We start from the raw sequence: 15,925 nt of genomic DNA on the forward strand, positions 1-15,925 counted from the left end.
AGACTGCACATACAGTTTTACTATATGCACAATATTAAATCGCTGATTCTACGTCGGGTTTTCATTTTATTCACATCAAATTTTTGTGTGAATATCAAACACATTTAATCATAGATATTATGGACGATTATTTAATCAATCTAAGGTATGAATTTTGTGAAATTTAATAGTTTTAAGCAAAAATAAGCTTTATGTTTGTGTTTTATTATGCTATGACGATAGCAATTACTACAATTTATTACTATTAGCAAATTCGCATATACTTAATGAGCATGAGGATACTATGGATTCAACGGATTCAACACTGAAAGAGAAAGATTTAAAAGATTTATCCAGTGATGAAACCATTGATAAAGCTAGCGATAAAAATAGTAATAAAGTTGCTAGCAAAACTAGGAATGTTTTTGTTGCGCGCTGCTTTGAAGTATTAAAATCAATACATTTTACAGTTCCAGTGTGGGTTTATGCAGTCCTATTTGTTCTTATAGACGCTCTTATAGTTTTTGTTATACAGCTTGGCGTTAGGCGCAGCGGACGCGTTGGTATGACATCTTCAGCTGCAGGAAAATACTTCTACATTTTTACTAAAATGTGGAAGAATCTAAATTTTGTTTTCCTGCTTAATATGCTTATTGTTGCATGCATTTACGGTCTTATACTAATGATTATTAACAGGTTCTGGGTCACAAGCATGCTTATGTTTGCGCTCGCTGTTGTTATAGCGGTTATTGAGTATATGAAAGTTAATGTTCGTTACGAAACTGTACTTCCTGCTGATTTGAATTTTCTAAAAAGTAATACTGGCAATATTGCAACATTCCTTCCAGATAATGCTCCTACTGTTATTACTCAAGCTGTTTTGTGTATTTTTATTTCTTTGCTTATAACAGTGGCTTTGCATATGGTTGACAGTAGGCGAGGAAAAGTTTTTTATTTTAAAAATTGGCGTTACTGCATACTTAGCCGCATAGTTATTTCGATTATGCTTCTTTCTGGGCTTAGCTGGTATATTTCTGGAGTTGGTACCGTTGATTCTTCTGCGAATAAGTTTGCTAGATATTTTGGCGATTCTGCAGCAATGTGGGATTCTGTTTATGATGCGCAAAGAAACGGTGCGCTGGTAGCGTTTTTGCGACAGATTAATCCTAAGATTATGGATCAGCCTGCACAATACAGTCAGGAAACTATGGAGGCTGTTTATAAGCGTTACAAGCAAGAAGCTAAGGAGATTAATCGTCTTAGAACTGAAAGTATGAAAGACAATACTGTAGTTTATATACTTTCTGAATCTTTCTCCGATCCTTCAAGAGTTCCAGGTATTAGTGTTAATAAGAATCCTATTCCATTTATAACTGATGTTAAAAATCGTACAGATAGTGGTTTGATGCTATCTTCTGGTTACGGCGGTGGTACTGCGAATCTTGAGTATATGTCTCTTACTGGGTTAAGTATGGTGAACTTTGATTCATCTCTTACAAGCCCTTATCAGCAGCTTGTGCCGAATGCTTCTTGGACTCCTACTGTGAATAGATATTGGGGTGACAAATCTAATTCCGTGGCATTCCACCCGTATGAGCCGAGCATGTATTTGCGTTCTACTAACTATAAAAAGTTTGGTTTTAGTAAGTTTTATGCTTTGCAAGGACCGGACGTAATACAGCATAAGGATATGATTGATAAATCTCCATACGTTTCCGATGATTCTGCTTATACAAGTGCTTTAGATGAGATTTCTTCTGCTAAAAAATCTCAGTTTGTGCAAATTGTTACCATGCAAAATCACATGCCTTACCGTAATTGGTATGCGAATAATGATTTTAAAGTTCAGGCTTCTGAAGGAAGTCAAGATCTTGGTGACGATGAGACATCTTCTATAGAAACATATTCTAAAGGTATTAATTATACGGATCAGGCAACTAAAAAGTTTTTGGATGGTTTAGATAATCTTGATAAGCCTGTTACTGTAGTTTTCTACGGTGATCATTTGCCAGGAATTTATAGTACAGCAAGTGACGATGATAAGAATTCTCTTGCGCTTCACTTAACTGACTATTTTATTTGGTCTAATAAAAAGTCGCTTGAGATTAAAGATGAGTCTAAAAATAATGTAGAAGATAGTAAAGAAAATAAACAGAATAACCAGTACAAAACTGGTGTGTATTCTTCACCTAATTTCTTTATATCTCAAGTTGCAGAACACATGAACGCTAAAGTTTCTCCATACCTTGCGTTTTTGACTAGGCTTCACGAGAATATTAGCGCAATGGAGCCTCCTGTTGTTAATAGTATTCAGGGTTGGGATAGGATTCCTGCTGGACAGCCTATTTATTTAGACGGCAAAGGAAACCCTATGGCTGTAGCTGACATGGATAAGAAAACTCGTGATCTTTTGGAAGACTATCGTCTTATACAGTACGACATAACTTGCGGAAAGCACTATCTTAAGAATACTGATTTCTTAAATATACCTAGCTGATTTTAGTGCAGTGCGCGTTAAGTAAATAGTATGTGTAGAATTTAGTTTTGGCCTGCAACAATATTTTTATTGCAGGCCAAACGAGTATATAAAGATGAATAAGAGTAGATAAATAATTTAGTCTACTGCAAAGCTTTAGATGCGATATCGTGCCTAAAGAACATGTGCGGAAGATTAAGATTATCTAATATGCTATAAACGTTGTTTTGAGCGTCTTTTACGTCGTTTCCATGCACTTGTACAAGAGATACTCTGCCTGAAGAAGTAAGAAGTTTTCCGCTTTCGTCATCGCTTTTTACTCCTGCATAATACACGTGCTGACCTTTATTTTCGTCAACAGGAATTTGAGGAAGAGGAGTTCCAGTAACTAAAGTGCCAGGGTAGCCTTCGCTAGCAATGATCACACCGAGCGTAACACCGCTATTTTTCCAAGTAAAAGTTGGATTCTTATGCTGCAAAATATTCCATATAGCTGCACCAAAATCTGAAGTGAGGCGAGGAAGTACAACTTCTGTTTCTGGGTCTCCAAAACGAGCATTAAACTCAATAACTTTAGGACCTGTTGCTGTATCAATTAAGCCAGCATAAAGCACACCGGTAAAAGGCGTACCCTCTTTAGCTAATCCTTCAACAGTTGGACGAACAATTTCTTCGATAGCACGCTGAACTGTTTCGTCGCTAATTTGTGGCACAGGGCTATAAGCTCCCATGCCGCCAGTATTTGGTCCTTTGTCGCCGTCGTAAGCGCGCTTGTGATCTTGAGAAATAGGCATAACCCAAAAATCAGTTCCGCTTACGAAACTCATAAGTGAAAACTCTTGTCCTTGCAAAAATTCTTCAATAACAACTTTTGCTCCGGCTTGACCAAAACGATGATCGACGAAAATATCCTCCAAAGCATCAACTGCTGTTTGCTCATCCATAGCAACAGTAACGCCTTTTCCTGCAGCTAAACCGTCCGCTTTAATAACAATTGGAGCGCCGTGTTCAAGAACGTATGCGCGTGCCGGTTCTAAAGAATCAAAAGTGCGATAAGCGGCAGTTGGAACGTTGTGACGAGCCATAAGCTTTTTTGCGAAATCTTTAGAGCCTTCAATTTGAGCCGCAGCTTTGTTTGGGCCAAAAGCGGCAATTCCATGCGCTTCAAAATCGTCAACAATGCCATTCATAAGCGGAACTTCAGGACCAATGAACGCAAAGTCGTAGTTGTGCTCTTTTACGAAGTTAATAAGAGCTTCATGATCTGATTGACTTATATTTGCAGTTTGAATGCCATCTGCTGCAATACCAGGATTTCCAGGAGCAACAGTTACTTCATCAACGCTTTCTCCATTAAGCAGAGAGCGTGCAATAGCGTGTTCGCGAGCGCCAGAACCAACTACTAAAACTTTCATCTTTAATCCTTTATTGCTTTAAGATTTTGCTGTCTACTGTTTTGTGTTACTTACAACAACTCAACTGCAGCGTTTTCGCGCTTAGTCATTTTGCCAATAATATAAGCGGTTTCGTTATGCTCGTTTAATATTCGCATTGTGTCGTTTGCTTTGCTTCCGTCAACTGCCAAAACCATGCCAATGCCCATATTAAAAACGTTGAACATTTCAGCGTGAGCAACGTTTCCGGCTTTTTCAATAACGCCAAAAATAGGTGGAACGCTCCAGCTAGTGGTATCAATTTTTGCAGCCAAATCGTCAGCGTACATGCGTGGAACATTTTCAATAAATCCGCCGCCTGTAATATGAGCAACTCCCTTAATAAGATGCTCAGCAAAAAGTGGCTTCAAAGCTTTTACGTAGATTCGAGTAGGTTCAAGAAGAACTTCTCCAAGTGTCTTGCCATTAAGCTCATCCAACTTCGTATCTACGCTAAAACCTGCTTCTTCAAACAGGGCTTTGCGAACAAGAGAGAATCCGTTTGAATGAACTCCTGAAGAAGGAAGTCCTATAAGCACGTCTCCGGCTGTAATAGTGGAGCCGTCAACAATATTCGAACGTTCTGCAACGCCTACTGCAAAACCTGCAAGATCGTACTCATCTTCGTCGTACATTCCAGGCATTTCAGCAGTTTCACCACCAATTAAACCTGCTTCTGACTGTACGCAACCGTCTGCAACGCCTGAAACTACTTTTTCAAGTATTTCAGGATTGTTTTTTCCGCACGCAATGTAATCGAGGAAGAAAAGCGGTTCAGCACCTTGAGCTGCAATGTCGTTTACGCACATAGCAACGCAATCAATGCCAATAGTGTCATGCTTATTCATCATTTTTGCAATAATAAGCTTGGTTCCAACACCATCCGTTCCAGAAATTAGAACTGGTTCTTTATATCCAAGAGATGCTAAATCGAATAATCCGCCGAATCCGCCAATGCCACCTACAACACCAGGGCGATCAGTGCGTTTAACATGCGATTTTATGCGTCTAACTACTTCGTAACCTGCTTCTACGCTAACTCCAGCTTCATCGTATGCGTGTGGCATATCGTTTCCTTTCTGCGCTTTACTAAAGTATTTTTGCTGCCTTAAATTATTCCGTAATATATTTACTATGCTTAGAAATTTCTTGAATGTGTTTCCGTTCCTCTTCACTTAGTGAGGCAAGAAACTCTTCTCTGTAATCGTCTAAAGCAGTAGGGTAGTCGCCATTAAAATAAGCAACACACAAACCGCCATATGGAGCAGGTTTGTGTAAACCAATTGACTCAATCAAACCATCTAAAGATAGAAAAGCTAAAGAGTCAGCTTCGATATATTCGCGAATTTCTTCAACAGAATGTTTTGCTGCTATAAGCTCTTTAGTGGTTTGAATATCAATACCGTAGAAGCACGGGTATTTTAATTGTGGAGAAGATATGCGTACGTGAACTTCCTTAGCTCCAGCTTCTCGCAGAAGACGAACTATTCGGCGAGAAGTAGTGCCACGCACAATAGAATCGTCAATAACAATAACTCGTTTACCTTCAACAACTCCTCGCACTGCTGAAAGTTTCATACGAACTCCCTGCTCTCTTAGTGCTTGAGTTGGTTGTATAAAAGTGCGAGCAACGTACTGATTTTTAATTAATCCCATTTCGTTCGGTATGCCACTTTCTTCAGCATATCCGGAAGCTGCAGATAAGGAAGAATTTGGTACGCCAATTACCATATCTGCGTCAACTGGAGACTCTTTAGCTAAACGAGCACCCATACGTTTTCTTGCAAAATGAACATTTATGCCGTAAATATTAGAGTCTGGTCTAGCGAAGTAAATAAACTCCATAGAACATACTGCGTGCTGTATTTTATCAGTGTAACGTTCAATAGTGTAACCATTGTCGTTTATTACTATAATTTCTCCAGGCTCAATATCTCTTATAAATTCAGCACTTACGATATCTAGAGCGCAAGTTTCTGAAGCAAGAACGTACGCTCCATTGCTCATCCTTCCTAAAGAAAGTGGGCGGAAACCGTTAGGGTCTGTAGCACCAATAAGCGCGTCTTGAGTTAGAAGAAGATAAGCAAAACCACCGTGAACAATATGCAAAGACTCTTTCAGCTTATCCATAAAGGTTGGTTGAGATGAGCGTCGGATAAGATGCATAAGTATTTCAGTATCTGAATTTGAATGGAAAATTGCTCCCTCGTCTTCTAGTTTGTTGCGAAGAGTAGTGCAATTAGTTAGGTTTCCATTGTGTGCTAGAGCTACGTCACCATCGTGGAATCTAAATAGGAATGGTTGTATGTTTTCTACGCTTCCAGAACCTGCAGTAGCGTATCTAACGTGACCAATTGCACGGTTTCCAGTAAGACGATCCATTACTTTTTCGTTACTAAAAACTTGTGTGAGTAATCCTAGTCCTCTGTAACCGTGAAGTGTTCCGTTATCGTTAGAAACAATTCCGGCACCCTCTTGGCCGCGATGCTGTAAAGCATGCAAACCAAAATACGTAAGTCGTGCAGCGTCTGAATGTCCCCACACGCCAAAAACGCCGCATTCTTCGTGGATGTCTTCAAGTTCCGCAGACATACAACCCCTTATCTCTAGTTATCTATCAATAAAATTTTAGTATAAAAATCAGGCAGTGAAATATTCGACACCAGCAGCAAACAGTGGTTGCGAAGTAAAATCTGGAATATTTTTGTACAAATCGCAGCCGGATCGTTCACAATGTCCCATTTTTCCTAGCACTCTTCCGTCAGGGCTGGTAATTCCTTCAACAGCCATAATCGAGCCGTTTGGATTTACTTTCAAATCCATGCTTGGAACTCCATTGCTATCAACATACTGAGTGGCAATTTGGCCATTTTTGATCATATTTTCTAATACTTCAGGTTTAGCAATAAAACGACCTTCGCCGTGAGAAATAGCCACAGTGTGAATATCTCCAACTTTAGTATTTGCTAACCATGGTGAACTGTTTGAAGCAATTCTTGTTCTAACAATACGGCTTTGATGGCGACCAATCGTATTGTAAGTAAGAGTTGGGCAGTTCTCGTCAATTGGCACAATATCTCCAAACGGTACAAGTCCTAACTTAATAAGCGCTTGGAAACCGTTGCAAATGCCTAACATTAAGCCGTCGCGATTGTTTAGCAAATCTCTTACAGCTTCAGTAACTTCAGGATTTCTAAAGAATGCTGTAATAAACTTTGCAGAACCGTCAGGTTCGTCACCGCCAGAGAAGCCGCCAGGAATCATAACAATTTGACTTCTTTTAATTTCATCAACTAATTGTTTAGTTGATTCAGCAATATTCTTAGCATTCAAATTATTAATGATGAGCGTGTGAGCGTCTGCGCCAGCTTTTTCAAATGCAGCTTGCGTATCATACTCACAATTATTTCCTGGGAATACTGGAATAATTACTCGAGGGTGAGAAAGTTGCGTATGTGAATGTTTAGTAGTTGATGCTGAATTTTCTTTGTTATAAGACAAAGTTTGTACAACTTCGCCCTTCTCTCTGTAAGGGAATATGCTTTCTAAGCCTCTTTCCCAAACTTCTTGGATTTCAGCTAAATCAATACTCTCTCCAGTTGCGGAAGTAAGCACATAGTATTTACTTGTTTCGCCTACTGTGGAAATATCAACGCAATCATCAGATTCATCTAATTGCGTATTATTTTCAAGCTCAATGTAGAAACTACCGTAAGAAGGTTTAAATAGTTCTTCATCGGCAAAAGTATTGCACAAGTTAATTCCAATATGATTGCCGAGAGTCATCTTAAACAAGCTTTCTGCTCCTGCTCCATAACCTGGAGTTGATATAGCTAAAGCTTGCTTGTTTTTAGTAATATTTTCTACAATTTCAAGAACTTTCAGGAAACTTTCTTTTTCAGGAGTTATTCCGTCTTCCTTATATTTAGGCGAAATTCTAACTATCTTATGATCGGATCCCTTAAATTCAGGAGAAACTGCAAGTCGAGCATCGCCAGTAGAAACTGCGAATGAAATCAAAGTTGGTGGAACATCGAGATTTTCGAAACTTCCACTCATAGAATCCTTGCCGCCTATTGCGCCAACACCGAAATCAATTTGTGCACTTAAAGCTCCAAGAACAGCTGCAGTAGGCTTACCCCAACGTTCAGGAACATCTTTTGGTTTTCCAAAATACTCTTGCAAACTTAAGTAAGCTCGTTCTCTAGTAAAGCCGCTGGCAACAATCTTTGCTAAAGATTCCACAACAGCAACATAAGCACCAGTAAACTGATTCTTTTCCATAAGATACGGATTGAAACCCCAAGCCATTGCTGAAGCAGTGTGAGTTTTACCAAAAACTGGGAATTTAGCTACCATAGCTTGAGCAGGAGTAAGCTGACGTCTGCCGCCAAAAGGCATAAGAACAGTTGCTGCTCCAATCGTAGAGTCGAATCTTTCTGACAAACCTTTATTTGAAGCAATATTAATATCGCTTACTAGTTTGATCATTCTAGCGTTTAGAGATTTTTCTTCTCCGCAAAGCCAAGGCATGGAATAGTTTTCGCTATTTTCCACATGCAAGGCTTGCTGTTTTGCAGCTCCGTTAGATGCTAGGAAATCTCTACTTAAATCAACAATAGTGCTTCCTCGCCAAGTCATGCGCATGCGAGCTTCTTCTGTAACAGTAGCAATAATCTCTGCTTCAAGATTTTCTTCACGTGCGTACGATAAGAAAGTATCTGCATCTTCTGCAGCAATGTCAACGGCCATGCGTTCTTGAGATTCAGAAATTGCAAGTTCTGTTCCGTCAAGACCCTCATACTTTTTTGATACTTTATCGAGGTTTATTACTAGGCCGTCTGCGATTTCTCCTGTTGCAACAGAAACTCCGCCAGCACCAAAATCATTACAACGCTTAATAAGCTTGCAAGCGTCTTTTCTGCGGAAAAGTCGTTGCAGTTTACGCTCAATAGGTGCGTTACCTTTTTGAACTTCTGCGCCGCACTCTTCGATACTTTCTGTATCTTGAGCTTTAGAAGCTCCAGTAGCTCCTCCAATACCGTCGCGTCCAGTGCGACCGCCGAGAAGAATAATAACATCTCCAGGAGTTGGAGTTTCTCTACGCACGTGATCTGCTGGGGTAGCAGCTACAACTGCTCCAACTTCCATTCTTTTAGCAACATATCCAGGATGGTAAAGTTCATGCACTTCGCCAGTTGCTAAACCAATTTGATTTCCGTAAGAAGAGTATCCTGCAGCAGCAGAAGTTACTATTTTTCGCTGCGGAAGCTTACCTTCAAGCGTTTCGTTTACGGGAGTTCTTGGATCTGCAGCTCCCGTAACTCGCATAGCCTGGTAAACGTAAGATCTACCTGAAAGAGGATCTCTAATGCATCCTCCTATGCAAGTTGCAGCTCCACCGAAAGGTTCAATTTCTGTAGGATGATTGTGTGTCTCGTTTTTGAATAAGAATAGCCAATCTTCGTCGTGACCGTTTACGTCTACTTTAACTTTTACAGTGCAAGCATTAATTTCTTCAGACTCATCTAAGTTTTTAAGAATTCCTTGCGATTTCAAATACTTAGCACCTATAGTTGCCATGTCCATAAGGCAAATAGGTTTATTTTCGCGATGTAATTCTTTTCTTAAAGAAAGATACTTGTTAAAAGCTTCTTCTACAGCACTGTCATCAATAGTAATATTCGTAAGTTCTGTACCGAAAGTAGTGTGACGGCAGTGATCAGACCAGTACGTGTCTATAACGCGTATTTCCGTAATAGTAGGATCGCGCTGCTCTTTTTGGAAGTATTGCTGGCAGAATTTAATATCAGCAAAATCCATAGCTAAGCCGCGTTTGCAAATAAACTTTTGCAATTCAGCATCGTCTAAATTAATAAAACCATTTAATATCTCAACGTCAGCTGGCACTACTGATTCTGTTTGTAAAGTTTCTACAGTGTCGAGAGATGCTTCACGAGCTTCAACAGGGTTAATAATATAATGCTTTATTTTTTCAATACTGTTATTATCAAGATTGCCTTTTAGTGCAATAACCTTCGCACTTCTTACTCGTGGGCGCTCGCCTTGGCTAATAAGCTGAATGCATTCGCTTGCAGATTCTGCTCTTTGGTCAAATTGTCCTGGCAAAAATTCTATTGCAAAAACTTTTTCGTTTGTGTTAATTGGAAGATAATCATAAGTGTTGTCAACAGGAGGTTCACTTAAAACTGTTTTAACCGCTGTGTTGAATAAATCTTCACTTATACCTTCAACGTCGTAACGGTTTATAATGCGCACTGAATTTAGCGCATCCATTCCGAGATTCTCTTTTAAATCATGTAGAAGATGTTGTGCTTCTACGTCAAAACCAGTTCGCTTTTCCACATATACGCGAAATACCACGAGAAACCTGCCTTATTGGTTGATAAATGGTTCGTTGCGATGTTTAAGTTATAAGCTATTTTATTTTTATTTATTTTTAAGTTTTAATTTTTAATCTGCTAAGTTTGTTTATTTTGCGTCTCTTATAATGCGTGTGGCTCGTGCATTTTTAGCACGAGCCACAAAAACATTAATCTTTTACGCACTCTTCAGGTTTACGCACAGTAACGTCTAAACCTTCGCTGTTTGCGAGTGCTTCGAGTCTTTTATGAATTTCTTCGTAAGCAGGAATAATGTCGCCTAAATCGCGTCGGAAAAGATCTTTATCTAAGTGACTTACGCCTGCTTCAGCATTGCGCTTATCCCAAAGTCTGCAAGTATCTGGTGTTATTTCGTCAGCAAGCAGAATATTTCCTTCAGCGTCTACGCCTTCTTCAATCTTAAAATCAACGAGTTGCACGTCGATCTTGGAGAATATGTCAAGAAGAGCATTGTTTACAGCATGAGCCTGTCGGGTTATTTCCGCCATTTCTTCATCTGTTGCTAATCCTAAAGCCACAACACCTTCAGGATTAATAAAAGGATCGCCAAGTTCGTCAGATTTAACGCAGAACTCAAGTAGAGGCTTCTTTAATGGTGTGCCTTCTTTAACTGCGTAGCGCTTAGCAAATGAGCCGGCAGCAGTATTGCGCATAATGATTTCCAGTGGGAACATGCGCATACGTTTTACTAGCTGTTCGGTGTCAGAAATACGTCCGAGGAAGTGACTTTTTACGCCACGAGCCTCTAGTAGATGGAATAGTAGGGAAGTGATTCGGTTATTTAGGCTGCCTTTTCCGGCTATCTGAGCCTTCTTAAGGCCGTTACCAGCAGTGGCCTGATTCATGTATTCTACCCAAAGCACATTTGCATCATCGGTAGCATACAGTTTCTTCGCTTTGCCTTCATACAACTTGTCAAGTTTTTCCATTGACTTGCCTCTCTTATGCATCCATAGTTGTAGGCGTAAACCAACAATATTTGTAGGTTTACCTGACCTTGGCCAGCACGTTCAGACTAACAATTGTTACCTACAAATTTTCCTTTAGCGCGTACTGTAAATTATTGTTGCTTTTAACTCATATGCCTTAATTTTCAATGTATCTAAGCATTTGTTTGTGTAGTTTTTAGTGTTAAAGCAATGCGTGTCGCGTTTTCTCTAGCTTTACTAGAAGTAGATCCAGTTGCTAGCGCTACTGCCATTCTTCTGTGTCCGTGTACTTCTGGTTTGCTAAAAATTCTTAGATTAAGTCTGAAGTTTTCTTTTGAGTTTTCTTCATGGCTCTCTGCGCAATTGTCTGTACAATTGTCTGTACAATTTTCTGTGCATAGTGCGTTTTCTATATTTGTGAAGCCTACTGCACCATTTCCCTCGATAACTATTGCGTGACTTGCTGCAAATTCATTACTTTTTAGCGAAAGCTCAGTGTAATTTTCAGTAATTGGTACGCCTAAAATAGCCAGTACGTGTAGTGCAAACTCGCTGTAATGCTGCGAAATCATAGTTACCATACCAGTATCGTGAGGTCGCGGAGAAAGTTCGTTAAATAGTAGCGATCCATCTTTTAGTACAAATAGTTCAACACCATAAACACCCCAACCAGTTTCTCCTGCTTTTCGTGCAATATCAGTTAAACCTTCTACAGCACGCTTTGCAATATTCTTAGCTTGTGTGCGAATAGATTCTGGAATATTCGCAGGCTGCCATGATTCCCTATAGTCTCCATCCTGCTGGCGTTGGGCTATAGGTTCGCAAGTAGTAACACCTGCAGAAGAGCTAATAGTTAGTACAGTAAGCTCATAATCAAGCGGAGCTAAAGCTTCAACTATTACTCGAGAGCACTCATTTTCGTGACCTTTTGCTGCACGTCTTCCGTGCTGTGCTTCATTCCATGCTGCAAGTAAATTTTCTGGGCTATAAACTATCGATTGTCCGTGTCCAGAAGAGCTCATAACTGGTTTTACTACGCAAGGATAGTTTACTTCTTTAGCGCCAGTTTCAAGTTCTTCATAAGAAGAAGCAAAACGGTACGGTGTGGTAGGAAGACCTAAATCTTCGTGAGAAATAGTTCGAAGTCGTTCGCGATCCATTGCGATGGATGCAATGTCGGAGCTTGGAACAACTTGTATATTTAGTTCTTTTGCCGCGTAAGATAATACTTTTGTTGAAATTGCTTCCACTTCTGGAATTATTATATTTGGTTGAATTTCTTCGATTAGATTTTTTAATAATTCGGGATCTGCCATGTCTATTACGCGACTTTCGTGCGCAATTTGCATAGCTGGAGCGTTTTCGTAACTATCTGCTGCGCATACTCGCACACCTAATCGCATTAGTTCAATCGCAATTTCTTTACCAAGCTCACCTGAACCAAGTAGAAGTGCGGTTGTGTTACTGATGTTTTCAGTTACGCCAAAAATGCGATTATTTTGCTCAGAAAAACTCATATGTATATTGTTACATTTCCTATTGTCTAGTCAAAATCCATTAATCACGACGCGCCGAAGTGTGTTGTGCTAGCGTAAATCAAGAAAATCGTGTATAGTATTCCTCTGTTGTGTGATTCCGTTAAGGTCTTATGCACATGGTGGCTATAGCTCAGTTGGTAGAGCATCTGATTGTGGTTCAGAAGGTCGCGCGTTCAAGCCGCGTTAGCCACCCCACTTCTTTTTTACGGCTGTTTTGGCCGTTTTTTTTTTACTACTATTTGTGAATATCCTCGCGCATAAGAGTAGACTTATTAAGTTAGTAATGTAGACGTAAGTTTTGTGCTTATATTTTATTTTGCATAAGTTGCATAGAAGGAGCTTCTAATGGCAGGTAAGGAGTCATCTCGTGAGCCTCGCGAACCATTTTGGGAATCAGCGTTGCTGCTTGTGCCTAGAACGCTAGGTAAACTCGTGCGTTCACTTTTTGGTGTAGGTGAGTACGATGAGGCGTATAGGCGCGATGGACTTTGCTTTACAATGCTTGTTCTAGCACTGCTATTTTGTGCTTCCGAATGGTTTAGAGTAAGCGGATTTATTGGTTTAAGCTTGCACTTGTTTGCTTCAAGTCTTCTTGGTTTAATGAGCATAGTTTTACCTATCTGGTTATGTGCGGTGGCTGTACGACTTATGCGAAATAGTGGAGCCGGATCTGGTAATCCTCGTGTAATTAGTGGTTTTATACTACTTCTTTGGTCCGTTTGTTCCATTCTTGACGTTGTTGCTACGCCAAAGCATCACGGTTTTGATTTTGATTTAATTCGTAAAGCAGGAGGATTGCTTGGTTTTTCACTAGGCTCTCCTTTATCTTGGGGATTGTCTCGCATATTTGCGCTAGCTATATTTGTTCTTGTTGCGCTATTTTCTATTCTTCTTATACTGCGTTTGCACGTTACTGACATTTCTCATATGATCGGCTCTTTTGTAACTAAGCTTCGTGATAAGAATAAGAACGCTGAAAATGAAGATCAAAATAATACGACTGACAGTAAAGATGACACTTCTATAGAGTTCGCTGAAGGCGTTCCTGAGCATAACGATGAAGATGCTGAGGATGTGAGTGCTAAGAAATCTTATAAGGGTGTTTCTGGATTTGTGCAAGGCATATTCGCATCGCTGTTTTCTAGTAAGAAGAAGGAAAATAGTAAAGAATTATTAGATGAGTATGCCGGTGACGATGCGTTTTCTCATGCTGCTGCCATTCACGGTGAGACAAATGAGCAGCATGAAGGATCTGGTTTTGCTGAGCCAAGAACTGTAAGTAGTAGTTACGAAAATACAGAACCTGAAGATTCTAATAATCCTAATAATTCTAAACAAACTGGTCGTTCTGTGCGTTCTGGAGATCCTATTGCTAGAACCGCATCTTCTGTTCCAATGTCTATTGATGTCATGCCTAAAGCGCCTATGAGCACTTCTTCTTCAGCAGTAGACCCTTGGTCTCAAGTACCGGCTGAGCGTATGGATCAGTATAGAACTTCGCAAGAGTCACAAAACGAGCAAGTATCATCTGAAGTTTCGCCGATTTCTGAAGTTGATTCCAATATTGAGCCTTATCATCTTCCAGATTTGAACCTATTAGTTCATGGAAAGCCACATGTTGCGAGAACTCCAGCAAACGACAACGTTATTCGCGCATTAACTTCTACTTTTGAGCAATTTGACGTTGATGCCCACGTTATTGGATTCCTTAGAGGCCCATCTGTTACACAATACGAGGTTGAGCTTGGTCCTGGTGTAAAGGTCGAAAAAGTCACCAATTTGCAAAAAAATATTGCATACGCTGTAGCTAGTACGGATGTTCGTATTTTGTCGCCAATTCCAGGAAAATCTGCTATTGGTATTGAAATTCCAAACGTCGATCGCGAAATTGTGCATTTGGGAGACGTTCTGCGCTCGCAAAAAGCTATGAATGATCCTAATCCTATGCTTACAGGCGTTGGAAAAGATGTTGAGGGTCATTTCGTAACGGCTGCTCTCGATAAAATGCCGCATTTGCTTGTTGCTGGTGCTACTGGATCTGGTAAGTCGAGTTTTATTAACTCAATGCTTACTTCGATTATTATGAGGGCAACTCCTGAGCAGGTTCGAATGATTATGGTAGATCCTAAGCGTGTGGAGCTTTCTGCGTACGCTGGTATTCCGCATTTGCTTACGCCGATTATTACTGATCCTAAAAAGGCTGCGCAGGCTCTTGAGTGGGTTGTTAAAGAAATGGATGCTCGCTACGACGACTTGCAATTCTTTGGTTTCCGTCACGTTAAAGATTTCAACAAGGCTGTTCGTGAAGGAAAAGTTCATGCGCCGGCCGGTTCTGAAAGAAAAGTTGCTCCATATCCGTATTTGCTTGTGGTTGTAGACGAGATGGCTGATTTGATGATGGTTGCTAAGAACGATGTTGAAAGTTCTATTCAGCGTATTACTCAGCTTGCTCGAGCTGCAGGTGTGCATTTGGTTCTTGCTACTCAGCGTCCGTCTGTTGACGTTGTAACAGGTTTGATTAAAGCGAATATTCCTTCTCGATTGGCTTTTGCTACTTCTTCTGCAACTGATTCAAGGGTTATTCTCGATACTGTTGGAGCGGAAACTTTGATTGGTCAAGGTGACGCTTTGTTCCTTCCAATGGGTGCTGCAAAACCTCAGCGTGTGCAGGGATCGTGGGTTAGTGAATCTGAAATTCGTAAGGCTGTGGAGTATGTTCGCACTCAGCGCAAGCCGAAGTATCGTGAAGATATTGAACAAATGGCACAAAAAGCGGATGCTCAAGCTCAAAGCAAGCTTAAAACTAGCGATATTGGCGACGATATGGATGAGTTGCTTCAGGCTGCAGAGCTTGTTGTCGGTTCGCAGTTTGGTTCTACTTCAATGCTTCAGCGAAAGTTGCGCGTTGGATTTGCAAAAGCAGGTCGATTGATGGATTTGCTTGAATCTCGAGGAGTTGTTGGACCTTCTGAAGGTTCTAAAGCTCGCGAAGTTTTGGTTCAGCCGGAAGATTTGCCAAAAGTTTTGGCATTTATTAGAGGTGAGTCAGACTCTATATAATTTCTCTTTTTATATTGAGTTTTAGCTAACAAATTAATGGTATTTAATTATAAAATTAAGTATTTTCTACTTACCTGCTCAAAGTTTGCGCGTGTATAGAAGTTTT

The 15,925-nt window shown here is 40.1% G+C and carries 8 protein-coding genes and 1 tRNA gene; 3 read left to right on the plus strand and 6 right to left on the minus strand.

Annotated elements, in window-relative coordinates; translation table 11 throughout:
* Positions 1-283: 283 nt before the first annotated feature.
* A complete protein-coding gene (locus ACNEUN_RS04540) occupies positions 284-2,476 on the plus strand; it encodes an LTA synthase family protein (RefSeq protein WP_463631136.1) in 2,193 nt (730 codons plus the stop codon).
* Positions 2,477-2,598: 122 nt separating this feature from the next.
* On the opposite strand, the gene purD is transcribed toward ACNEUN_RS04540, so the two are convergent.
* The 6 genes from purD to purT form a co-directional block, all read right to left on the minus strand.
* Entirely contained in the window at positions 2,599-3,870 is a 1,272-nt protein-coding gene (gene purD, locus ACNEUN_RS04545; RefSeq protein WP_463631137.1) for a phosphoribosylamine--glycine ligase, read from the minus strand.
* A gap of 50 nt (positions 3,871-3,920) precedes the next feature.
* Positions 3,921-4,955: a phosphoribosylformylglycinamidine cyclo-ligase gene (purM, locus tag ACNEUN_RS04550; RefSeq protein WP_463631138.1), complete on the minus strand. Its 1,035-nt coding sequence runs from the start codon at positions 4,953-4,955 to the stop codon at positions 3,921-3,923.
* A 46-nt stretch (positions 4,956-5,001) separates the two neighbouring features.
* On the minus strand, positions 5,002-6,480 hold the full coding sequence (purF, locus tag ACNEUN_RS04555) for an amidophosphoribosyltransferase (protein ID WP_463631140.1): 1,479 nt from the start codon (positions 6,478-6,480) through the stop codon (positions 5,002-5,004).
* 48 nt (positions 6,481-6,528) lie between these two features.
* Positions 6,529-10,272 (minus strand): phosphoribosylformylglycinamidine synthase, encoded by a 3,744-nt coding sequence (locus ACNEUN_RS04560; protein ID WP_463631142.1) that lies wholly within the window; start codon positions 10,270-10,272, stop codon positions 6,529-6,531.
* A 169-nt stretch (positions 10,273-10,441) separates the two neighbouring features.
* Positions 10,442-11,221, minus strand: a complete 780-nt coding sequence (gene purC, locus ACNEUN_RS04565) for a phosphoribosylaminoimidazolesuccinocarboxamide synthase (RefSeq protein WP_463631144.1) — start codon at positions 11,219-11,221, stop codon at positions 10,442-10,444.
* A 173-nt stretch (positions 11,222-11,394) separates the two neighbouring features.
* Positions 11,395-12,738, minus strand: a complete 1,344-nt coding sequence (purT, locus tag ACNEUN_RS04570) for a formate-dependent phosphoribosylglycinamide formyltransferase (RefSeq protein WP_463631146.1) — start codon at positions 12,736-12,738, stop codon at positions 11,395-11,397.
* A 140-nt stretch (positions 12,739-12,878) separates the two neighbouring features.
* Here purT and ACNEUN_RS04575 point away from each other — a divergent pair.
* Positions 12,879-12,954 (plus strand) — tRNA-His (locus ACNEUN_RS04575).
* A 150-nt stretch (positions 12,955-13,104) separates the two neighbouring features.
* The gene (locus ACNEUN_RS04580; RefSeq protein WP_463631147.1) at positions 13,105-15,819 is read left to right on the plus strand and encodes an FtsK/SpoIIIE family DNA translocase; all 2,715 of its coding nucleotides are present in this window, start codon (positions 13,105-13,107) and stop codon (positions 15,817-15,819) included.
* The last annotated feature ends 106 nt before the right edge of the window (positions 15,820-15,925 follow it).

The organism is Gardnerella sp. C0684A1, assembly GCF_055326835.1.

Coding starts and splice junctions, on each gene's coding strand:
- ACNEUN_RS04540 (WP_463631136.1), top strand. CDS start 284: ATGGATTCAACGGATTCAACACTGAAAGAGAAAGATTTAAAAGATTTA.
- purD (WP_463631137.1), bottom strand. CDS start 3,870: ATGAAAGTTTTAGTAGTTGGTTCTGGCGCTCGCGAACACGCTATTGCA.
- purM (WP_463631138.1), bottom strand. CDS start 4,955: ATGCCACACGCATACGATGAAGCTGGAGTTAGCGTAGAAGCAGGTTAC.
- purF (WP_463631140.1), bottom strand. CDS start 6,480: ATGTCTGCGGAACTTGAAGACATCCACGAAGAATGCGGCGTTTTTGGC.
- purC (WP_463631144.1), bottom strand. CDS start 11,221: ATGGAAAAACTTGACAAGTTGTATGAAGGCAAAGCGAAGAAACTGTAT.
- purT (WP_463631146.1), bottom strand. CDS start 12,738: ATGAGTTTTTCTGAGCAAAATAATCGCATTTTTGGCGTAACTGAAAAC.
- ACNEUN_RS04580 (WP_463631147.1), top strand. CDS start 13,105: ATGGCAGGTAAGGAGTCATCTCGTGAGCCTCGCGAACCATTTTGGGAA.